We start from the raw sequence: 21994 nt of genomic DNA on the forward strand, positions 1-21994 counted from the left end.
GCTTCCGCCGTTCTGCGCCAGCGGGTGCGCTCCTTGCCGGGCGGGCATGTATCATGCGCGGCACCGGCGAGCGGCGGCCAGGCAAGCCAGACAATTTTCCATGCATGCAACTGAGAGAAGTGAATCGATGATCTCCCAATCCATCTTCAAGGCATATGACATTCGTGGCGTGGTCGGCAAGACGCTCGACACCGACACGGCGCGCGGGATCGGCCGGGCATTCGGCAGCGAAGTGCGCGCGCAGGGCGGCGATGCGGTCGTCGTCGCGCGCGACGGCCGTCTGTCCGGGCCGGAGCTCGTCGGCGCGCTTGCCGACGGCCTGCGTGCGGCGGGCGTCGACGTCGTCGACGTCGGCATGGTGCCCACGCCGGTCGGCTATTTCGCGGCGAACGTGCCGCTCGCGCTGAAGGACGGCGAGCGCCGCGTCGATTCGTGCATCGTCGTCACGGGCAGCCACAACCCGCCCGACTACAACGGCTTCAAGATGGTGCTGCGCGGCGCCGCGATCTACGGCGAGCAGATCCAGGCGCTGTACCGCCGCATCGTCGACGAGCGCTTTGAAACGGGCAGCGGCTCGTACGAACAGTTCGACGTGGCCGACCAGTACATCGCGCGCATCGTCGGCGACATCAAGCCGGCCCGCCCGATGAAGCTCGTCGTCGACGCCGGCAACGGCGTGGCTGGCCCGCTCGCGACGCGCCTGTTCAAGGCGCTCGGCTGCGAGCTCGTCGAGCGCTTCACCGACATCGACGGCACGTTCCCGAACCACCACCCCGATCCCGCCCACCCGGAAAACCTGCAGGACGTGATCCAGGCGCTCAAGGACACCGACGCCGAGATCGGTTTCGCGTTCGACGGCGACGGCGATCGCCTGGGCGTCGTCACGAAGGACGGCCAGATCATCTATCCGGACCGCCAGCTGATGCTGTTCGCGGAAGAAGTGCTGTCGCGCAATCCGGGCGCGCAGATCATCTATGACGTGAAGTGCACGCGCCATCTCGCGCAATGGGTGAAAGCGAAGGGCGGCGAGCCGCTGATGTGGAAGACGGGCCACTCGCTCGTGAAGGCGAAGCTGCGCGAGACGGGTGCGCCGCTCGCCGGTGAAATGAGCGGCCACGTGTTCTTCAAGGATCGCTGGTACGGCTTCGACGACGGCCTCTACACGGGCGCGCGCCTGCTCGAGATCCTCGCGAAGACGGCCGACCCGAGCGCGCTGCTCAACAGCCTGCCGGACGCGATGAGCACGCCTGAACTGCAGCTCTGGCTCGACGAAGGCGAGAACTTCCGCCTGATCGACAAGCTGCAGAAAGAGGCGAAGTTCGACGGCGCCGAGGAAGTCGTGACGATCGACGGCCTGCGTGTCGAGTACCCGGACGGCTTCGGCCTCGCGCGTTCGTCGAATACGACGCCGGTCGTCGTGATGCGTTTCGAGGCCGAGACGCAGGAAGGGCTCGAGCGTATCCAGGAAGACTTCCGCCGCGTGCTGACGGCCGCGAAGCCGGACGTCAAGCTGCCGTTCTGAGCATCGGCGGCCGGCAGGCCGCCCACGGCGCGAGGGTGGGTCCAATCGTCGCGCCGGCTCCGAAAAGCGGCGCATGCCCAAGGCGTGCGGCCGCTTTTTGTCTGTCCGCCCCCCCGGGCGCGATAAAATCGCGTCTTTATGCCTGTCGCCGGCGGCCAGCCGGCGTTTTTTCAGCGTGCAAAAGATCCTGATCGTGCGCGTGTCGTCGCTGGGCGACGTCGTGCACAACATGCCGGTGATCGCCGATATCCGGCGCCGCCACCCCGATGCGCAGATCGACTGGCTCGTCGAGGAAAGCTTCGTCGACCTCGTGAAGCTCGTCGACGGCGTGCGCAACGTGCTGCCGTTTTCGTTGCGGCGCTGGCGCAAGAAGCCGTTCTCGGGCGCCACGTGGCGCGAGATCCGCGCGTTCCGCCAGCGCCTCGCGGCCGAGCAGTACGACCTCGTGATCGATTGCCAGGGCCTCATCAAGACGGCCTGGGTCGCGAGCTGGGCGCGCGGCCCGCTCGTCGGGCTCGGCAACCGCACCGACGGCGCCGGCTACGAGTGGCCCGTGCGTTTCTTCTATCGCAAGCGGGTGCCGATCGCGCCGCGCACGCACGTCGTCGAGCGCTCGCGGCAACTTGTCGCGGCCGCGCTGGGCGATCCGGCGCCGACGCCGGCCGATCCGGTCGACTTCGGCCTCGATACGCGCGCGGCGGCGCTCGCGGTGGCCGCGCTCGGCCTGAACCTGCCGGTGCCGTACGTGGTGTTCGTCCACGCGACGTCGCGTGCCGACAAGCAGTGGCCGGACGCCGCATGGATCGAGCTCGGCCAGGCGCTCGTGCGGCGCGGCGCGTCGCTCGTGCTGCCGTGGGGCAACGACGCGGAGCGCGCGACCAGCGAACGGCTCGCGAAGGAATTCGGCGCGGCGGCGATCGTGCCGCCGAAGCTGTCGCTGCCGGCGGTGGTCGGCCTGATCGACGGCGCGGCCGCCACCGTCGGGGTTGACACAGGTCTGGTTCACATCGCGGCGGCGCTGAAGCGTCCGACGGTCGAACTGTACAATTTCGCGACGGCCTGGCGGACCGGCGGCTACTGGTCGCCGAACGTCGTCAATCTCGGCACGGCGGGGCAACCCCCGTCGATCGCGCAGGTGAAGTCGGCGCTCGCGGGCTTCGGTCTCCTGTAACGCCCGCCATAGGCACGAACCGGCACGCACCCGCACGCACCCGCACGAATCCGCGCGAACCCAAGCGAACCGATCATGAGCGAATCCCAGATCATCGAAGTCCCGTCCGCCGACTGGAGCGGACACAACCTGTCGGCGCCGCGCGAGCAGCTGCTGGCCGCCGTCGAGGAAGGCAAGGTGCTGTATTTCCCGCACCTGCGCTTCGCGATCGAAGGCGGCGAGGAAGCGCTGCTCGATCCGGCGCTCGCCGACCCGAAACGCAAGAACATCAGCCTCGCGCCGAACGGCGGCGCGCTCGTCGGCGTGCTCGGCGACAGCGTCACGCAGTCGGCGGTGCGCGCGCTCGTCGCGCGTTTCCAGCAGCAGGCCGGCACGCTCGTCGACGGCCTGTTTCCCGAATACCGCGGCAAGCTGCGCGTCGCGCCGACGAGCCTGCGGCTGATGCAGGTCGAGACGCGCCAGACATCCTGGCGCAAGGACGACAGCCGGCTGCACGTCGACGCGTTCCCGTCGCGGCCCAACTACGGCGAGCGCATCCTGCGCGTGTTCACGAACGTGAACCCGGCCGGCGTGCCGCGCGTGTGGCGCGTCGGCGAGCCGTTCGAGGATGTCGCGAAGCGCTTCCTGCCGCGCATCAAGCCGCAGCTGCCGGGTGCCGCGTGGCTGCTGAACCTGCTGCACGTGACGAAGTCGCCGCGCAGCGCGTACGACCACCTGATGCTGAACCTGCACGACAGCATGAAGGCCGATCTCGACTACCAGAAGACCAGCCCGCAGGAGACGATGCCGTTTCCGCCGGGCTGCGTGTGGATATGTTTCTCGGATCAGACTTCGCACGCTGTGATGTCCGGCCAGTTCATGCTCGAACAGACGTTCTTCCTGCCGGTCGACGCGATGGTTCGCCGCGAATGCGCGCCGCTCGGCATTCTCGAACGCCTGAAGGGCAGGGCGCTGGTTTGAGCGCGCACCTGCTTCGACGCAACACGAGGGCCGCCGCATGCTGCGGGTGATCTATCGCGCGCTGTGGTGGCTCGTCGCGCCGGCCGCGGTCATCCGGCTCTACGTGCGCTCGCGCAAGGAGCGCGGCTATCGCGAGCACGTCGCCGAACGTTTCGGCCACGTGGCGGGCCGCTCGCGCGACGACCGCGCGCCGCTGATCTGGGTGCATGCGGTGTCGGTCGGCGAGACGCGCGCCGCGCAGCCGCTGATCGACGCGCTGATGCGCGCGCGTCCCGATGCGCGCATCCTGCTCACGCACATGACGCCGAGCGGCCGCGCGACCGGCGAACAGATCTTCGGCGATCGCGTGCTGCGCTGTTACCTGCCGTACGACATGCCCGGCGCGGTGCGGCGCTTCCTGCGCGCGTGGCGGCCGACGCTCGGCCTCGTGATGGAAACCGAGGTGTGGCCCACGCTGATCGACGAGTGCCGCCGCGCGGACGTGCCGCTGGTGCTGACCAATGCGCGGATGTCCGCGCGTTCGTTCCGGCGCGCGGCGAAGTTCGGCGCGGCGACGCGCGACGTGTTCGGCGGCTTCTCGCGCGTGCTCGCGCAGAGCCCGGCCGATGCGGAGCGGCTGACGTCGCTCGGCGCGCGCAACGTCACCGTGCTCGGCAACCTGAAGTTCGACATGACGACGCCGCCGGAACTGGCGGCGCGCGGCCATGCGTGGCGCGACGCGATCGGCGCGCGGCCCGTGTGGGTCGCCGCGAGCACGCGCGAGAACGAGGAGGCGCTGGTGCTGCAGGCGTTCGCCGCGATGCGTACGCCCGGCGCGCTGCTGGTGCTCGTGCCGCGTCATCCGCAGCGTTTCGCCGAGGTCGAGGCGCTCGTCGGGCGCAACGGGCTCAAGTGCGTGCGACGCTCCGCATGGGCGGCCGACGCGGCGGCACTCGCGGCCGGCCGGCCGGCCGCCGAGCCGCTGCCGGACGACGTGACGGTGCTGCTCGGCGATTCGATGGGCGAGCTCGGCGCGTATTACGCGGCCGCCGACATCGCGTTCATCGGCGGCAGCCTGCTGCCGCTCGGCGGACAGAACCTGATCGAAGCGTGCGCGGTCGGCGTGCCGGTACTGATCGGGAAGCACGTGTTCAACTTCACGCAGGCGACCGCCGACGCGGTCGCGGCCGGCGCGGCACTGCAGGTCGAGGATCCGCTCGATCTCGCGCACGTGCTCGACGCGCTGTTTGCCGACAACGCGCGGCGCATCGCGATGGGCGCGGCCGGCGCGGCGTTCGCTGCGCGTCACCGCGGCGCGACCGCGCGCACGGTCGACGTGCTCGCAGCACTGCTGCCGCCCGCCGAAGCCGGCGCGCATGTGCAGCCGGGCGTGCAGGACGCCGCCGGCGACGCATAGACGGCGGGCGGCGCGATGCCGCCCCGGCACGCGTGGCGGCGTCGCAGCGCGCCGCTACGCCGCTCACCTCACACCGTCAGCAAACCCTTCTTCTCGATGAACGCGATCACGTCCGCGACGCCTTCGAGCGCCTTCAGGTTCGTCATCACGTAGGGCCGCTCGCCGCGCATCTTCTTCGTGTCGGACGCCATCACGTCGAGGTTCGCGCCGACCAGCGGCGCGAGGTCCGTCTTGTTGATCACAAGCAGGTCGGACTTCGTGATGCCGGGGCCGCCCTTGCGCGGAATCTTCTCGCCGCCCGCGACGTCGATCACGTAGATCGTCAGGTCCGACAGCTCGGGGCTGAAGGTCGCCGCGAGATTGTCGCCGCCCGATTCGATGAACACGATGTCGGCGTCGGGAAAGCGCGACAGCATCCGGTCGACGGCCTCGAGGTTGATCGACGCATCCTCGCGGATCGCCGTGTGCGGGCAGCCGCCCGTCTCGACGCCCATGATGCGCTCCTCGGGCAGCGCGCCGGCAACCGTCAGCAGCCGCTGGTCTTCCTTCGTATAGATGTCGTTGGTGATCGCGACGAGGTCGTAGCGCTCGCGCATCGCCTTGCACAGCATTTCGAGCAGCGTGGTCTTGCCGGAGCCGACGGGGCCGCCGATGCCGACGCGCAGCGGCGGCAGTTTCTTCGTGCGACGGGCGGGGGAGGGTGCGGGTGCGTTCATGGCGTGTGTCGTGTTCAGGAGCGGAACAACCGCGAATACTGGGTTTCGTGCCGTGCGGACAGGATGCCGAGCTGCGGCGCGAACGTGTTGACGGCGTCGGGCGGCGTCGCGAGCGCGCGGCGTACGGCCGCGTCGATCGCGCCGCGCAGCGCGACGATGATGCGTTGCCCGGCGAGCTGGCCGAGCGGCACGGCCTTCAGCGCGGCGGACGTCTGGTTCTCGACCCAGCCGAATGCGTACGCGGCGAGCACGGCGTCGGCGCTCGCGTCGTGCGCGGCGGCCGCGTAGGCGAATGCGGTCGGCAGCGCGATCGGCGACATCGCCGCGAGCGTCGCGCGGCGCGCGGCATCGCCCCATTCGAGCGACGCGCACAGTTGCGCGAGCGACCAGCCCATCTGTTCGGTCTCGCGGCGCAGTTCCGCCGATTCGCGGCTCGCGACGAACCATGCATTTTCGGCGACGAGCGCGTGCGTGTCGTGCGCGTGCCAGCGCGCGAGCTGGTGCGCGAGGAACGGCAACTCGCCGTGCGCGAGCACGTCGGTCAGGCCGCTGGCGATCCAGTCGCGCGCGGAATCGGCGTCGTGGATCAGGTTCGCGTCGAGCGCGGCTTCGAGGCCCTGCGAATAGCTGTACGCGCCGATCGGCAGCGCCGGCGACGCGAGATGCAGCAGCGCGACGAGTTCAGTGGTGGTCATGGCCGTGGCCGTGCGTGCATCCGGGACCATGCTGATGATCGTGATCGTGATCGTGATCGTGATCGTGCGAGTGCGAGTGCGAGTGCGAGTGTGAATGGCCGTGATGCTCGCCGAACACCTGTTGCGCAAGCGCGTAATCCTCGGCGAACGTCGCATCGTGCCCGTGCTTGTGTCCGCCGCCGTACGCGCCGGCTTCCGGCTGGAACGGCGCTTGCGTTTCCTCGACCTGCGTGCCGAGCCGGCGCAGCATGTCCGCGAGCACCGGGTCGGCCTCGAGCTTCAGGTAGCCGTCGCCGATCTCGACCGGCGTATGACGGTTGCCGAGGTGATACGCGGCACGCATCAGCGTGAGCGGATCGGCCGCGCGCACGCGCAGCACGGTTTCGGCGGCCGCGGCGATGCGCACGAGCGCGCCGTCGTCGGCGACGAGCACGTCGCCGTCGCGCAGGATCGTGCCGCGCGGCAGCAGCACTGCGACGTCTTCGCCGGTGTCGAGCGTCGCCGCGAGGCGGCTCTTGCAGCGGGCGTCATAGGCGAGCGTGAGCGTCGGCGCGCGCGCGACGAGCGACGCGGCGAGTTTCACGTTCGGGGCGATACGTTTGTCGAGGGTGCGCATGAAGCAGGAACCGGAAACCGGCAATCAGAACAGGAAATAACGCTGCGCCATCGGCAGCACCGTGGCCGGCTCGCAGGTGAGCAACTGACCGTCGGCGATCACGTCGTAGGTTTCGGGATCGACGCTGATCGACGGGCGCCATGCGTTGTGGATCATGTCGGCCTTCGTCACGTTGCGGCAGTTGCGCACGGGCACGATCCGCTTCGCGAGGCCGTAGCGTTCCGCGATACCGGCATCGGCCGCCATCTGCGACACGAAGGTCAGCGACGTGCGTGCGAGCGCACCGCCGCGCGTCGCGAACATCTCGCGATAGTGGACCGGCTGCGGCGTCGGGATCGACGCGTTCGGGTCGCCCATCTGCGCCATGGCGATCATCCCGCCCTTCAGGATCATCGACGGCTTGATCCCGAAGAACGCCGGCTCCCACAGCACGAGGTCGGCCCACTTGCCGGGTTCGATCGAACCGACTTCGTGCGCGATGCCGTGCGTGAGCGCCGGGTTGATCGTGTACTTCGCGACGTAGCGCTTCGCGCGGAAGTTGTCGTTGCGTGTGCCGTCTTCCGGCAGCGCGCCGCGCTGCACCTTCATCTTGTGCGCGGTCTGCCAGGTGCGGATGATCACTTCGCCGACGCGGCCCATCGCCTGCGAATCCGACGACAGCATCGACAGCGCGCCGAGATCGTGCAGGATGTCCTCGGCCGCGATCGTCTCGCGGCGGATCCGCGATTCGGCGAACGCGAGATCCTCGGCGATCGACGGATCGAGGTGATGGCACACCATCAGCATGTCGAGATGCTCGTCGAGCGTGTTGATCGTGTACGGGCGCGTCGGGTTGGTCGACGACGGCAGCACGTTCGACTCGCCGCACACCTTCAGGATGTCGGGCGCATGGCCGCCGCCCGCGCCTTCGGTGTGGTACGTGTGGATCGTGCGGCCCTTGAACGCGGCGACCGTCGATTCGACGAAGCCGCCTTCGTTCAGCGTGTCGGTGTGGATCGCGACCTGCGTGTCGGTGTCGTCGGCCACCGACAGGCAGTTGTCGATCGCGGCGGGCGTCGTGCCCCAGTCCTCGTGCAGCTTCAGCCCGATCGCGCCGGCCGCGATCTGCTCGACGAGCGGCTGCGGCAGGCTCGCGTTGCCCTTGCCGAGGAAACCGAGGTTGATCGGCCAGCCGTCGGCGGCCTGCAGCATCCGCTCCATGTGCCACGGGCCCGGCGTGCAGGTCGTCGCGTTGGTGCCGGTGGCGGGGCCGGTGCCGCCGCCGAGCATCGTCGTCACGCCCGACGCGAGCGCCTCGTCGATCTGCTGCGGGCTGATGAAGTGGATGTGCGTGTCGATGCCGCCGGCCGTCACGATCAGCCCTTCGCCGGCGATCACTTCGGTCGCGGCGCCGATCGCGATCGTCACGCCCGGCTGGATGTCGGGATTGCCGGCCTTGCCGATCGCGGCGATGCGGCCGTGCTTGATCGCGATGTCGGCCTTCACGATGCCCCAGTGATCGAGGATCACCGCGTTCGTGATGATCGTGTCGGGCACGTCGGCGGCCACGCGCTGCGACTGGCCCATGCCGTCGCGGATCACCTTCCCGCCGCCGAATTTCACTTCCTCGCCGTAGGTCGTGTAATCGCGTTCGATCTCGATCAGCAGTTCGGTATCGGCGAGCCGGACGCGGTCGCCCGTCGTCGGCCCGAACATTTCCGCGTACGCGCGGCGGCTCAAGCGTAATGTCATGTGCTGTTCCTGAAGAGCGGGGCGCGGCTTACAGCGGCCCCATCACCTTGCCCTGAAAACCGTAGACGGCACGATCGCCCGCGAGTGCGACCAGCTCGACGGTGCGCGTCTGGCCCGGCTCGAAGCGCACGGCGGTGCCGGCCGCGATGTTCAGGCGGAAGCCGCGCGCGGCCGCGCGATCGAACGACAGCGCGTCGTTGACTTCGAAGAAGTGGTAGTGCGAGCCGACCTGCACCGGGCGGTCGCCGGTGTTCGCGACGACGAGCGCGAGCGTCGCGCGGCCCGCGTTCAGTTCGTGTTCGCCGTCGTCGGTGAGGATTTCGCCGGGGATCATGCGGGGCCTCACGGAATCGGGTGATGGACGGTCACGAGCTTCGTGCCGTCGGGGAAGGTCGCCTCGACCTGGATGTCGGGAATCATCTCCGGCACGCCGTCCATCACGTCGTCGCGCGTGAGCAGCGTCGTGCCGTAATGCATCACCTCGGCGACCGTCCTGCCGTCGCGCGCGGCTTCCATCAGCGCGGCGGTGATGAAGGCGACTGCCTCCGGATAGTTGAGCTTCAGGCCGCGTGCGCGACGGCGCTCGGCCAGCAGCGCCGCCGTGAAGATCAGCAGCTTGTCCTTCTCTCGGGGAGTCAGTTTCATGAAGGCAAACGTTCAGTAAAACGTAATTTTTATCGGTGCGTGGGCAACGGGGCGAACGCGCGGGTCATCGTAGCACCGCGCTGTTTTGCGTGCGTCGTGTATCGGTTATGTAAGCAGCAAGGCGCGTGCCATGTGCATGGAACGCGGCGCGATGCGCGTTCCTGGTGCGCGATGCATGGGCAACGTGCAGCGCCGGCCGCGGCGCTGCATCGAAACGGTGCGTGGCGCGACCGTGCTCAGGTTTGCCAGAGGCGCAGCGGCCGTGCGTCGACGCCGTGCACGATCGGCCGCAGATGCAGCCAGCAGTCGGTGAAGTGGCGTTGCAGCGCTTCCATCGACGTCGACAGCGCGCGCACCAGCACGACACCGGGTGTCACGCAGGTCGCGCTCGCGCGCAGCGTGGCATCGAACGGCATCCGCGCGGCGAGCGATTCGGCGAGCGCGGCGTCGCATGCGGCGCCGGCGGCCCACAACGTGCCGTATACCGGAAAGCCGGCGAGGCCCTGCAGCGCACCGCGCAGCGGATCGTGCGCATCGAGCAGCGCGCGTTCGGTCCACAGCGGCCGACCGTCGGCATCGACGAGCGCCGCGCTCGACGCGATGCGGCCGGCCGACCACGTTTCGCCGGCCGCCTGCCGGCCGAGCTGCGTCGCGTCCCAGCCGATCGCGCTTGCCTCCGTGCCGAGCTTCACCGTGAAAGCGAGCGACGCATGCGCCGCGTCGAAGAACAGGTTGTTCTGCGGCAGCCAGTCGAGTTTCGCGTGGTCGCCGACCGTGATGCCGATGCGCTGCGTCGCGTCGAGGCCGTTCGACTTGTACCACTTGGTCGCGCCGGGCGTTGTCAGGACCGCGTGCGTGCCGTCGCCGAGCGCGATGTCGATGTCGAGCCGGTCGCCGCCCGCGACGCCGCCCGGTGGGTGCACGATCACCGCGTGGCAGATCGCATCGCCTTCCGGGTACAGCGGCCGCTGCACGCGCAGCGGGCCGTCGTGCAGCCGGTGCGCAAGCGTCGTGCGTGCACCGTGCCGCTCGAAGCCGAGTTCGAGGCGGCCGCGCCACGACTTGGCGACGGCGGGGCGGGACAGCGGAGCATGCGAATCGGGGGCGGACATCGGCGGCGAACGGGAAACGAGGAAGCGGGTGCGAAGAACGTGGATGCTACCGGAACAATAATCCAGATGCGGCGTTCATTGAAAGCGCCGGGTTGGGTCGAATCCCCAATCTTCTGCGTGACAAGCATGGCCGTACATGTCTGATGGCGCGCCATGCCGTGGAGCGTCAGAGCAGTGCGACGGGCCCGAGCGACGCGAGAATGGTGGCACGCTGCTGGCGCGTTTACGCCTGGCTCGGTGGCATGGTGTCGGTCTCCGTGTCGGCTGACGCGTGTTCGCTGTCCAGCGCGGCGAATTTCTCGCGGAGCGCCGACTCCTGCTGTGCGAACACCTCCGGCTTTTTCTTTTTGAGATTCTCGAGGTTGATGAGCTTCCATCTCAGGGCCGGCAACTCGCGCAGATGCGCGTATGGCATCAAGGACCAGTCCGGCTCGGCCCGGACCAGCGATATCAGGAATCGACGATGATTCTCCGTGAGCGATGCGGGTAGTTCCCGATGGAGCCGTTCTTGAGTTGTTTCGAGCACCGCCAGGTCGACGGGTTCGACCGTCATGCCGACGAAATCGGAGTCATAGGCCTCTGCCATCGAGTGCTTCGGTCCAAACAACACTTCGTGAATCGGCCTGTTATGCCCGGACAGATAGCCCACGAACGCATCCACGATATCCGGGCGCAACCCGTGGTGCGCATACATATGCATCACGTCGAAAAGATCGCGCGGATGCTGGCGGTCCAATGCGGCCACCAGCTTGCTGCCATAGAGCTCCGCGTCGTGAAGCGTCGGGACTTCGACGCTGGTGCTGAAGGTGTCCTCGGCTTGCTTTGTGAGGAGGCGCCGGACGGGGTCGAGTAATGTGCCCCGGAATATGTAGTTGACCTCGACCTTGACGGCGGTCGCGCCGGAAATGACGACGAGCTTCACGTCGTCGCCCTTCGCTTTCCCGGACGACGAGGCGGCCGAGAACTCCGTCGCATGTCCCTCGGCCTCGATTTGCTTCCGGGTTCGATCCAGCTCCTGGTCGATCGCATCGAGCGCTTCTTCGCGGTTCAGGCCTCGATCGGTGAACACGACATCGATATCGACCGACAGACGTGGCATGTCATGGAGAAAGAGGTTGAGTGCGGTACCGCCCTTCATCGCGAAGCGCGGCGTGTCGAAGACGATCGGTGCAATCGAGAGCATCAGCCGGACGGTGTCTACGTAGGTCTGGTTCATCACGGTTTGAGTGTGAGTCGCTTGCCGTTTTTCATCTTGTTCGACCATCGCGTGCCTTCGCCGAGACGGTTGACGTGCTTCTGGAGTTCTCGTGCCCACGGAAAATCCGCACCTTGTCCAAGGTCCCGCACCAGTCGTACTACCTTCACGCTCGTACAGTGATGTAGAAGTACGTCCAGCGTTTTGACGCGCAGGTTGCGCAATCCGATCACCAGGTTGGATGCTTCCTCTAATGACTGTCCCTTTCCGATGTCGCTTGCAAGCTCCAGTATGGCTCGCTCCGGCACGGAAACAAGCACGTCGGGTCCCCCGGCGGGAAGCTGCGTCAGCCCGAACGAATAGGGCAACGATTCGTCGAACAACGCAGTGGTCTGGTACGTGTAGTGCATGTGCTCCGCGACCCATGAGGGGATGCGATAGGGTCTCGGGCCCCAGAGAATGACTTTCTCTTTGAATGCGATGTTGTGGCGAACGCCTTGCCAGGCGAGGGCTGTTTTGCCGCCGACGTGGATGCCGGGGACGCGTCGGCCAAGATGCGCGATGATGCCGTCCCGAGAGGGCGTGTCGCCGGTCAGCAGGTAGGTACCTTTCGAAAGGCGTTGCAGCCAGCCGGACTTGACCATATGTGACGCCAAAGCCGCGCTCACGCCCATGTTTCGAAGCATTTCAGAATCGATGGGGTAACCGCGCAGGGTCTCCTGCATCAACCGCTGGACTGTTTTATTGCTCATCGTGGCGTGATCAGGGCGTTGTCTGATTGCAGTATATATAGAGTATGTTTGATTATCTGCAATTTTATAACGCTATCGCGCCAGATTCACCGGATCCCGTCACGCCTCAAGCTACGCCTCGGGAAGGACATGATCCAGCTGGCACGTTGACTGCATGCGAGAAATGCACTGCTTATTTGATAATCCGAAAATATTCAACGCTCGAATAATAAGGGTCTGAATAAAAAGACCTGATTGCCGGCAGCAGGATGGCCAGCCGGTGTCCATCACACCGCGATCAGCTCGCGCACGCCGTTCGCTTCCATGTCCCGCGCATCACCCCCCGAGACGATCTCGCCGCGGCTCATCACCCAGTAGCGGTCGGCGATCGACTGGGCGAAATCGTAATACTGTTCGACGAGCAGCACGGTCATCTTCGATTCGTCGACGAGCTGGCGCAGCGTGCGCCCGATGTCCTGGATGATCGAAGGCTGGATGCCTTCGGTCGGCTCGTCGAGGATCAGCAGCTGCGGCTCGCTCATCAGCGCGCGGCCGATCGCGAGCTGCTGCTGCTGGCCGCCCGACAGGTCGCCGCCGCGTCGCGTGCGCATGTCCTTCAGCACCGGGAACAGGTCGTAGATGCGGTCGGGCACTTTCGACGGCGCCTTGCGGCTCGCCGCGCCGACGAGCAGGTTCTCCTCGACGGTGAGCCGCGGAAAGATGTCGCGGCCCTGCGGCACGTACGCGAGCCCGGCCGCGACGCGCGCATACGGCGGCATCGCGCCGAGCGCGGTGCCGCGCCACGACACGCTGCCGCTTTTCGCGGCGACGACGCCCATCAGGCAGCGCAGCAGCGTGCTCTTGCCGACGCCGTTGCGGCCGAGCAGCACGGTGAGCTTGCCGTCGTCGGCGGCGAGGCTCACGTTGCGCAGGATATGGCTGCCGCCGTAGTACTGGTTCAGTGCTTCGATCTTCAGCATCGCATCAACGTCCGAGATAAGACTCGATCACCGCGTCGTCGCGCTTGACCTGGTCGAGGGTGCCTTGCGCGAGGACCGCGCCTTCGGCCATCACCGTCACGCGGCCCGATTCGCCCGCGAGCGCCGCGACGAATTCCATGTCGTGCTCGACGACCATCATCGAGCAGGTGCCGCGCAGCGTGTTCAGCAGCTCGGCGAGCTCCATCGTCTCGTGGTCGGTCATCCCGGCCGCGGGTTCGTCGAGCAGCAACAGCGCAGGGCGCTGCATCAGCAGCATGCCGATCTCGAGCCGCTGCTTCTGCCCGTGCGACAGCTCGCCCGCCGCGCGATACGCGTCGCTTTCGAGGCCGATCAGCGCGAGCGTCTCCTCGATCTTCGCCTGCGCGGTGCGGTCGAGCCGCGCGCGCAGCGACGCGAGCCAGCCCTTGTCGGTCTGCATCGCGAGTTCGAGGTTTTCCCACACCGGATGCTGCTCGAACACGGTCGGCTTCTGGAACTTGCGGCCGATGCCCGCGCGCGCGATCTCCGGCTCGTTCATTCGCGCGAGGTCGATGGTCTGGCCGAGAAACACCTTGCCCGCATCGGGGCGCGTCTTGCCGGTGATCACGTCCATCATCGTCGTCTTGCCCGCACCGTTCGGGCCGATCACGCAGCGCAGCTCGCCCGCGTCGATCGCGAGCGACAGCTTCTTCAGCGCGCGGAAGCCGTCGAAGCTCACCTCGATATCCTCGAGGTAGAGGATCGTGCCGTGCGACGTGTCGATGCCCGGCGGCACCACGCGCCCCATCGATGCGGTGCCGCTGACGGCGAGCAGCTCGTCCTCGGGCGGCGGCGTGAACTGGTAGAGGGCCGTTCCGTTCATGCACGTTTCCCCTTCGCGAGCACGGTTTCGACGAGGCCCATGATCCCGCGCGGCAGCAGCAGCGGCACGAGCACGAAGATCAGGCCGAGGAAGAACAGCCAGTATTCGGCGAAGTAGGCGGTAAACAGGCTTTTCGCGCCGTTCACCGCGAACGCGCCGACGATCGGCCCGATCAGCGTGCCGCGGCCGCCCACCGCGACCCAGATCGCCATCTCGATCGAGTTGCCGGGCGACATCTCGCCGGGATTGATGATGCCGACCTGCGGCACGTACAACGCGCCCGCGATACCGCACAGCACGGCCGACACGGTCCACACGAACAGCTTGTACGCGAGCGGGCTGTAGCCGAGGAACATCAGCCGCGTTTCGCCGTCGCGCACCGCGGTGACCACGCGCCCGAGCTTGCTGGTGACGATCGCGCGCGCGGCGATGAACGCGAGCACGAGCGTCGCGAACGTCAGCAGCAACAGCACCGTGCGCGTACCGGGCGACGTGATCGCGAAGCCCGCGATGCGCTTGAAGTCGGTGAAGCCGTTGTTGCCGCCGAAGCCCGTCTCGTTGCGAAAGAACAGCAGCATCGCGGCGAACGTCAGCGCCTGCGTGATGATCGACAGGTACACGCCTTTCACGCGCGAGCGGAACGTGAAGAAGCCGAACACCCAGGCGAGCACGGCCGGCACGAGCACGACGAGCGCGAGCGCCCACGCGAGATGCTGCGTGCCGCTCCAGTACCACGGCAGCTGATGCCAGTCGAGAAACACCATGAAGTCGGGCAGGTCGCTGCCGTACTTGCCGTCGCGGCCGATCTCGCGCATCAGGTACATGCCGATCGCATAACCGCCGAGCGCGAAGAACAGCCCATGGCCGAGGCTCAGGATGCCGCAGTAGCCCCACACGAGATCGAGCGCGAGCGCGGCGATCGCGTAGCACATCAGCTTGCCGGCGAGCGTCATCGCATACGCGGACAGATGGAACGCGCTCGACTCGGGCGCGACCAGCGCGGCGAGCGGCACGCCGATGCCGATCGCGATGCACAGCGCGATCAGCGCGAGCCACGCGCGGCGCGACAGCAGCGCGGGGCGGGGCGGCAGGCCGAGCGCGAAACCGTTCTCCGCACGCGCGGCGGCAGCGGGCTTCGGCGCGTCGGCGAGCGGCTTCGACAACGAATCGGTGATTGAAGTCATGTCACGCCTCCGCGCTGCGGCCCTTCGGGGCGAACATGCCCTGCGGACGCTTCTGGATGAACAGCACGATCATCACGAGCACCGCGATCTTCGCGAGCACGGCGCCCCAGAACGGCTCGATCGCCTTGCTGACGAGGCCGAGCCCGAAGCCGCCGAGCACGGTGCCGGCGATCTGCCCGACACCGCCGAGCACGACGGCCATGAACGAATCGATGATGTAGTTCTGGCCGAGGTCGGGGCCGACATTGCCGATCTGCGACAGCGCGCAGCCGCCGAGGCCCGCGATGCCGGCGCCGAACGCGAACGCATACGCGTCGACGCGTGCGGTCTTCACGCCGACGCACGCGGCCATCCGGCGGTTCTGCGTGACCGCGCGCACGAACAGGCCAAGGCGCGTCTTCGTCAGCACGGCCCACGCGACGAATACCACCGCGAGCGCGAACGCGAGGATCACGAGGCGGTTGTACGGCAGGATCAGGTTCTGCATCACCGTCACGCCGCCGCTCATCCACGATGGGTTCACGACTTGCACGTTCTGCGCGCCGAACAGCATCCGCGTCGCCTGGATCAGGATCAGGCTCACGCCGAAGGTGGCGAGCAGGGTTTCGAGCGGGCGGCCGTACAGGTGCCGCAGCACGAGCCGTTCGAGCACGATGCCGACGAGCGCGGCCGTCACGAACGACACCGGCACGGCGACGAGCGGATACCAGTCGAACGCGCCGGGTGCGTAGCGCTGGATCAGCGTCTGCACGACATAGGTTGCGTACGCACCGATCATCAGGAATTCGCCGTGCGCCATGTTGATCACGCCGATCAGCCCGTACGTGATCGCGAGGCCGAGCGCGGCGAGCAGCAGCACGCTGCCGAGCGACAGCCCCGCGAACAGCGTGCCCGCGATCTCGCCGCGGCGCTGCAGCGAGTGCAATGCGTCGAGCCCTTGCTGGGCGGCGTCGCGCACACGCGCGTCGGGCTCCGCGTAGCTGCCGTCGGCATTCTTCGCGACGAGCGGGCGCAACTGCTCGATCATGTCGAGATCGCGGCGCGCGGCCACGACCTGCACGGCTTCGAGGCGCTTCGCCGGATCGGCGTCGTGCAGCGCGGCGATCGCCCACAATGCGTCGAGGCGGCGCTTCAGCGCGGGATCGGTTTCCTTCGCACGGGCGCGGTCGATCATCGGCTTGAGTGCCGGGTCGGGCGACTTCAGCAGCGCATCGATCGCGTCGCGGCGCGCGGCGACGTCGGGCGACGCGAGCGCGAGCCCCGACAGCGCGCCCGCGATTTTCGTGCGCAGCAGGTTGTTCAGCATCACGGGCTGCGCGTCGCCGGCCGGCGTCGCGGCCTGCGAGAGCGCGTCGTGTGCGGTGTCGCCGGACTGGATCAGCAGGCGGCCGTCGCCGGTCGCGAGCGCGTCGCCGTTCGACAGCGCGTTGAGCAACGCGACGGCGCGCGGATCGGGATCGGCGGCGAGCCGTTCGACCGCGGCCGTCTTCGCGTCGAAGTCGTCGCCGGCGAGCGCGGCGGTATCGGCAGCCGTCAGCGCGAACGCGGCGCGCGGCAGTCCGCCCGCGAGGGCGGCGCACGCGACGATCGCGACGGCGGCTCGGCGAAAGCGTATAGGCATCGGGAAATCCTGTCGGGCGTGGAAGGCGGATGCAGGCGGCGATGCGCGGGCGCTTGCGGTGCGTCGGCAAGCGCGCCCGGTACAGTGGCGCCTGCAAGCGGGCGGAGCATCGCGCCGGTGCGCGACGCCCCGCGTCGCGTCAGGCGAGCGCCGTGCGCTGCCGGCGCAGGAACGCCGGGATCGACGTGACGATGTCCGGCTTGCCCTGGTTACCCGCGATGTACGGGCTCCACGGTTGCGCGCGCACGGCCGTCTTGGTCTTCCACACGACGTTGAATTGCCCGTCGCCGCGGATCTCGCCGATCATCACCGGCTTGTGCAGGTGATGGTTGCCGTCCATCGCGAGCGTGAAGCCCGACGGCGCGGCAACCGTCTGGCCGATCATCGCGACGCGCACCTTGTCGACGTCGGTGCTCTTCGCCTTCTCGACGGCCTGCTTCCACATGTGGATGCCCACATAGGTCGCCTCCATCGGGTCGTTGGTCACGCGCTTCGCGCCGCCCGGCAGGCTGTTCGCCTTCACCCATGCGGCGAACTGGTCCTTGAACTTCGTGTTGGTCGGGTTCTTCACCGACATGAAGTAATTCCACGCAGCGAGGTGGCCGACGAGCGGCTTCGTGTCGATCCCGCGCAGTTCCTCCTCGCCGACCGAGAACGCGACGACGGGCACGTCGGTCGCCTTGATCCCCTGGTTGCCGAGCTCCTTGTAGAACGGCACGTTCGAGTCGCCGTTGATCGTCGAGATCACGGTCGTCTTGCCGCCCTGCGAGAAGTTCTTGATGTTCGCGACGATGGTCTGGTAATCGCTGTGGCCGAACGGCGTGTAGACCTCCTGAATGTCCGCGTCCTTCACGCCCTTCGATTTCAGGAACGCGCGCAGGATCTTGTTGGTCGTGCGCGGATACACGTAATCGGTGCCGAGCAGGAAGAAGCGCTTCGCGCTGCCGCCTTCCGCGCTCATCAGGTACTCGACGGCCGGGATCGCCTGCTGGTTCGGCGCCGCGCCCGTATAGAACACGTTGCGCGACATTTCCTCGCCTTCGTACTGCACCGGGTAGTAGAGCAGCCCGTTCAGCTCCTCGAACACCGGCAACACCGACTTGCGCGACACCGACGTCCAGCAGCCGAACACGCACGCGACCTTGTCCTGCGTGAGCAGCTGGCGCGCCTTCTCGGCGAACAGCGGCCAGTTTGACGCGGGATCGACCACCACGGGCTCGAGCTTGCGGCCCATCACGCCGCCGCTTTTGTTGATGTCGGCGATCGTCATCAGCGCGGTGTCCTTCAGCGACGTCTCCGAGATCGCCATCGTGCCCGACAGCGAGTGCAGGATGCCGACCTTGATCGGGCCGGTGCCCGCATCGGCCGCGTGCGCGAACGGGCTCTTGCCCGCGAGCGCAAGCGCGCCGGCCATCGAACCGAACTTCAACAGACTGCGACGTTTCATCGGGTTCCCCTTGACGTGTTGGATATGCGTGCGCCTTGACGGCGTCGGCCAACGGATAACGCAAGGCATGTGCCAGTCGTGCGGATGCACGCCCGGCGTGCCTGCGCGGGGCAGGGCGGGGCGTCGGGACGGGGCACATGACGCGTCGTGCAGCATGCGCGGTCCGTCGCGGTGCAGGGTCGCGGGCGGAAATGGTGCACGGTCGGGGTTCCCCGTTCCGGTGCCTGCGTGCGGTGCGGGAACGGTCGTGCACCATGACTTCACGCCAAGCGGGGTGGGGTGTCGCGGGGCGGCGCGGTGCCGTCGCAGGTCGGACGACGCCGAGACGAACCGGAGCGGGAAAGAAAAACGGGCGCGCCATGCGCGCCCGTTCGGCGGGTCGGTATGACCGGCGGCGATGTGCCGGCCGGTGTGGCGGCGCGCGATGCGCCACCGGCGGGATCAGTAGCGCGGTACGGACGGATCGACGTCGCGCGACCACGCGTCGATCCCGCCTTGCAGGTTGTACAGCTTCGTGAAGCCGCGCGACTCGAGGAACATCGCGACCTGCGCGCTGCGCATCCCGTGATGGCACACGCAGACGATTTCCGCTTCGTCGTCGAGTTCTTCGCTGCGCGCGGGAATCTGCTGCATCGGGATCGACACGCTGCCGGCGATGTGCGCGGTCGCGATTTCCCACGGTTCGCGCACGTCGAGCACGACCGGCGCGGGGCGCGCCTTGTCGCCGAGCCATTCCGCGAGCATCGCGGCGGTCAGGATCTGCATGGAGGCTCCGCTGCTCAGAACTTGAAGCGCGACGGCTCGATCGCGTTGACGAGGTGGTCGATGTAGGTTTCGAACACGTCGGCGACGCGGTACTGCTTGTCGTCGATGCGCGTGATGATCTGCGCCTTCATCACCGGACGGCCGCCGACGAATGCCGACAGGCGGCCGCCGACCTTCAGTTGCTCGAGCATTTCCTGCGGCACGACGGGCAGGCCGCCCGCGACGCAGATCACGTCGTACGGCGCCTTGCCGGCCCAGCCGCGCGAACCGTCGCCGAGGACGACTTCCGCGTTGGTCACGCCGTCGTTGTGCAGGTTGTCTTCCGCGAACTTCGCGATGGCCGGATCGATCTCGACGGCCGTCACGTGCCGGGCGCGATGCGCGAACAGCGCGGCCAGGTAGCCCGAACCGGCACCGATCACGAGCACGTTCTCGTGCTTCTTGACGGCCAGCTCCTGCAGCACGCGCGCTTCGACGCGCGGGAACAGCATCTTGCTGGTGCCGCCCGGCAGCGGCAGTTCGAGGTCGGCGAACGCGAGATCGCGGTATTCGGCCGGAACGTAGTTTTCACGCTTGACGATCGACAGCAGGCCCAGGACGTCGAGATCCAGCACGTCCCACGGCCGGATCTGTTGTTCGATCATGTTGAAACGCGCGTTTTCGATATTCATGGTGTGGTCACGCAGCCTGGTCGGCCATCAGCGGGGATAGAGAAACTTCGTGATTGTACCAAACGGGGCGGCTGCAAAGCCTTCAGGCGGCCTGCAACAGACCTTTACCCCTTGCTCTTCCTGATCTGCGCCTCGAATGCGAGGTCGAGCTTGCTTGCCTTGCGCGGCTTTTTGGGGCCGAATTCGTCGACGAACTTGACGAATTCGTCGAGCGGCAGCGGCTCGCAGCGCTTCTCGCCGGTGCCGCCCGAGCGGTCGACGAGATAGAACAGGCCGCCCGCCATTGCGACGGCCGCGAAATGCGGGTTGCCGGAGCGGGTCTTCAGGCGTTCGACCGCGTGGGTCGCTTTGGTGGTGCGCATCGTGCGGATTCTGGCGGGGCGTAAGCCCCACACTGTATCAAACCGGCCGCCCGCATGCGCCCGGCCGACCCTAGACCGTGCGTGAATACCGCTGCTGCTGCGTTTGCCCGAGATACGCGTCGAACGCCATCGCGATGTTGCGCACGACCATCCGGCCGGCCGGATGGATCGTCAGGCGGTCGCCGGCGATCGTCAGCAGCCCGTCGCGCTCGAACGGGCGCAGCGCGTCGAGCTCGCGCGCGAAATGATCGGCGAAGCGGATGCCGTGTGCGGCCTCGACATGCGAGAACGGCAGTTCGAGGTTGCACATCAACTGCGTGATCACGTCGCGGCGCAGCCGGTCGTCGGGCTTGAGCCGCACGCCGCGCGCGATCGGCAGCCGGCCCGCGTCGAGCGCGGCGCCGTAGGCGGGCAGGTCCTTCGCGTTCTGCGCGTAGACGTCGCCGACCTTGCCGATCGACGACACGCCGAAACCGACGAGGTCGGTATCCGCGCGCGTGCTGTAGCCCTGGAAATTGCGTTGCAGCGTGCCGTTGCGCTGCGCGCGCACGAGTTCGTCGGACGGCCGCGCGAAGTGATCCATCCCGATGTACACGTAGCCGGCCGACGTCAGCATGTCGATCGCGAGGCCGAGCAGCGCGATGCGCGTTTCCGGCGGCGGCAGCGTCGCATCGTCGATCTGCCGCTGCATCTTGAACAGGTGCGGCATGTGCGCGTAGCCGAACACCGACAGCCGGTCGGGCGCGAGTTCGATGATCGTTTCCAGCGTGCGCGCGAAGACGGCAACGGTCTGGTGCGGCAGCCCGTAGATCAGGTCGACGCTCACCGAATGAAACCCCGTCGTGCGCGCGGCGGAGAGCAGGTCGGCCGTCATCGCGCGCGGCTGGACACGGTTGATCGCCTGTTGCACGGCCGGGTCGAAATCCTGCACGCCGAGGCTCAGCCGGTTGAAGCCGATATTGCGCAGGTGGACGAGCGTGGCGGGCGTGACCGTGCGCGGATCGATCTCGATCGAGAATTCGGCGTCGGCATCCGGCGCGAGCGCGAAGTGCTCGCGCGTGGCCGCCATCAGCTCGGCCGTTTCGTCGTCGGACAGGAAGGTGGGCGTGCCGCCGCCCCAGTGCAGCTGCGTGACCGGGCGCGCGGGATCGAACAGCGCGGCCTGCAGCGCCATCTCGCGCTTGAGCTGCTCGAGATACGGGCGCGCGCGGCGGCGGTTGTTGGTCGCGATCTTGTTGCAGCCGCAGTAGAAGCACGCGGTGTTGCAGAACGGGATGTGGAAGTACAGCGACAGCTCGCTCGACGAGGCGCCGGGGTCGCTCGCCGCGCGCAGGTAGTCGGCCGGGTCGAAATCGTCGCGGAACTGCAGCGCGGTGGGGTACGACGTATAGCGCGGCCCGTTCGCGCCGTATTTCGCGAGCAAATCGGGACGGAACATTGAGTCGGCAGAACCGGAACGCATGATGGTCTCGCGCTTTTTAGATGCTTTCGAGTATATAAACGCGCGATTGGGCTGCATTGTGTAATAACGTCGCAGCCGGCGATGGCACAATGCGGGGTGGGGCTGCCGGCACCGCGTCCGGTTGCCGCACCGTTTTTTGTTGTTCGTTCG

General features: G+C 67.5%; 22 protein-coding genes. 4 read left to right on the plus strand and 18 right to left on the minus strand.

Going from position 1 to position 21994, the window contains the following annotated elements:
* The first annotated feature begins 127 nt into the window (after positions 1–127).
* The 4 genes from PQB87_RS04770 (at position 128) to waaA (ending at position 5049) form a co-directional block, all read left to right on the plus strand.
* Complete coding sequence (locus tag PQB87_RS04770; RefSeq protein WP_021161706.1) at positions 128–1522, plus strand: phosphomannomutase/phosphoglucomutase; 1395 nt, start codon at positions 128–130, stop codon at positions 1520–1522.
* A gap of 175 nt (positions 1523–1697) precedes the next feature.
* Positions 1698–2693 (plus strand): lipopolysaccharide heptosyltransferase I, encoded by a 996-nt coding sequence (gene waaC, locus PQB87_RS04775; RefSeq protein ID WP_021161705.1) that lies wholly within the window; start codon positions 1698–1700, stop codon positions 2691–2693.
* Between the two features lie 75 nt (positions 2694–2768).
* Positions 2769–3653, plus strand: a complete 885-nt coding sequence (kdoO, locus tag PQB87_RS04780; RefSeq protein WP_059498375.1) for a Kdo hydroxylase KdoO — start codon at positions 2769–2771, stop codon at positions 3651–3653.
* 37 nt (positions 3654–3690) lie between these two features.
* Positions 3691–5049: a lipid IV(A) 3-deoxy-D-manno-octulosonic acid transferase gene (gene waaA / locus PQB87_RS04785; protein WP_153487933.1), complete on the plus strand. Its 1359-nt coding sequence runs from the start codon at positions 3691–3693 to the stop codon at positions 5047–5049.
* A 68-nt stretch (positions 5050–5117) separates the two neighbouring features.
* On the opposite strand, the gene ureG is transcribed toward waaA, so the two are convergent.
* The 18 genes from ureG to hemN form a co-directional block, all read right to left on the minus strand.
* Positions 5118–5765, minus strand: coding sequence for an urease accessory protein UreG (gene ureG / locus PQB87_RS04790; protein ID WP_027788168.1), 648 nt, complete (start codon positions 5763–5765; stop codon positions 5118–5120).
* Positions 5766–5779: 14 nt separating this feature from the next.
* Complete coding sequence (locus PQB87_RS04795; protein ID WP_042976674.1) at positions 5780–6460, minus strand: urease accessory protein UreF; 681 nt, start codon at positions 6458–6460, stop codon at positions 5780–5782.
* Entirely contained in the window at positions 6447–7076 is a 630-nt protein-coding gene (gene ureE, locus PQB87_RS04800; RefSeq protein ID WP_153487935.1) for an urease accessory protein UreE, read from the minus strand. The genes PQB87_RS04795 and ureE overlap by 14 nt, the downstream gene beginning before the upstream one ends.
* 24 nt (positions 7077–7100) lie before the next feature.
* Complete coding sequence (ureC, locus tag PQB87_RS04805; protein ID WP_060372256.1) at positions 7101–8807, minus strand: urease subunit alpha; 1707 nt, start codon at positions 8805–8807, stop codon at positions 7101–7103.
* Positions 8808–8835: 28 nt separating this feature from the next.
* Positions 8836–9141, minus strand: coding sequence for an urease subunit beta (locus tag PQB87_RS04810; protein ID WP_021161917.1), 306 nt, complete (start codon positions 9139–9141; stop codon positions 8836–8838).
* A gap of 8 nt (positions 9142–9149) precedes the next feature.
* Positions 9150–9452, minus strand: a complete 303-nt coding sequence (locus PQB87_RS04815) for an urease subunit gamma (protein ID WP_006491064.1) — start codon at positions 9450–9452, stop codon at positions 9150–9152.
* Between the two features lie 236 nt (positions 9453–9688).
* Positions 9689–10564, minus strand: a complete 876-nt coding sequence (locus PQB87_RS04820; RefSeq protein WP_489242641.1) for an urease accessory protein UreD — start codon at positions 10562–10564, stop codon at positions 9689–9691.
* Positions 10565–10787: 223 nt separating this feature from the next.
* Entirely contained in the window at positions 10788–11780 is a 993-nt protein-coding gene (locus PQB87_RS04825; RefSeq protein ID WP_048024230.1) for a nucleotidyl transferase AbiEii/AbiGii toxin family protein, read from the minus strand.
* Entirely contained in the window at positions 11780–12511 is a 732-nt protein-coding gene (locus PQB87_RS04830; RefSeq protein WP_124545230.1) for a type IV toxin-antitoxin system AbiEi family antitoxin domain-containing protein, read from the minus strand. The genes PQB87_RS04825 and PQB87_RS04830 overlap by 1 nt, the downstream gene beginning before the upstream one ends.
* 266 nt (positions 12512–12777) lie before the next feature.
* Entirely contained in the window at positions 12778–13470 is a 693-nt protein-coding gene (gene urtE / locus PQB87_RS04835) for an urea ABC transporter ATP-binding subunit UrtE (RefSeq protein WP_489242642.1), read from the minus strand.
* A gap of 4 nt (positions 13471–13474) precedes the next feature.
* The gene (gene urtD, locus PQB87_RS04840; RefSeq protein ID WP_021161914.1) at positions 13475–14332 is read right to left on the minus strand and encodes an urea ABC transporter ATP-binding protein UrtD; all 858 of its coding nucleotides are present in this window, start codon (positions 14330–14332) and stop codon (positions 13475–13477) included.
* Positions 14329–15516, minus strand: a complete 1188-nt coding sequence (gene urtC, locus PQB87_RS04845) for an urea ABC transporter permease subunit UrtC (protein ID WP_021161913.1) — start codon at positions 15514–15516, stop codon at positions 14329–14331. The genes urtD and urtC overlap by 4 nt, the downstream gene beginning before the upstream one ends.
* A gap of 1 nt (position 15517) precedes the next feature.
* The gene (gene urtB, locus PQB87_RS04850; protein WP_174414573.1) at positions 15518–17137 is read right to left on the minus strand and encodes an urea ABC transporter permease subunit UrtB; all 1620 of its coding nucleotides are present in this window, start codon (positions 17135–17137) and stop codon (positions 15518–15520) included.
* A gap of 139 nt (positions 17138–17276) precedes the next feature.
* Positions 17277–18584, minus strand: a complete 1308-nt coding sequence (urtA, locus tag PQB87_RS04855) for an urea ABC transporter substrate-binding protein (RefSeq protein WP_174414572.1) — start codon at positions 18582–18584, stop codon at positions 17277–17279.
* Positions 18585–19025: 441 nt separating this feature from the next.
* Positions 19026–19349, minus strand: a complete 324-nt coding sequence (locus PQB87_RS04860) for a rhodanese-like domain-containing protein (RefSeq protein ID WP_011351193.1) — start codon at positions 19347–19349, stop codon at positions 19026–19028.
* 14 nt (positions 19350–19363) lie between these two features.
* Positions 19364–20020, minus strand: a complete 657-nt coding sequence (locus tag PQB87_RS04865; RefSeq protein ID WP_489242643.1) for a protein-L-isoaspartate O-methyltransferase family protein — start codon at positions 20018–20020, stop codon at positions 19364–19366.
* 104 nt (positions 20021–20124) lie between these two features.
* Entirely contained in the window at positions 20125–20382 is a 258-nt protein-coding gene (locus tag PQB87_RS04870) for a hypothetical protein (RefSeq protein ID WP_060066018.1), read from the minus strand.
* A 70-nt stretch (positions 20383–20452) separates the two neighbouring features.
* A complete protein-coding gene (gene hemN, locus PQB87_RS04875) occupies positions 20453–21844 on the minus strand; it encodes an oxygen-independent coproporphyrinogen III oxidase (protein ID WP_226144718.1) in 1392 nt (463 codons plus the stop codon).
* Positions 21845–21994: the final 150 nt, after the last annotated feature.

The organism is Burkholderia sp. KL41 (genome assembly GCF_057005415.2).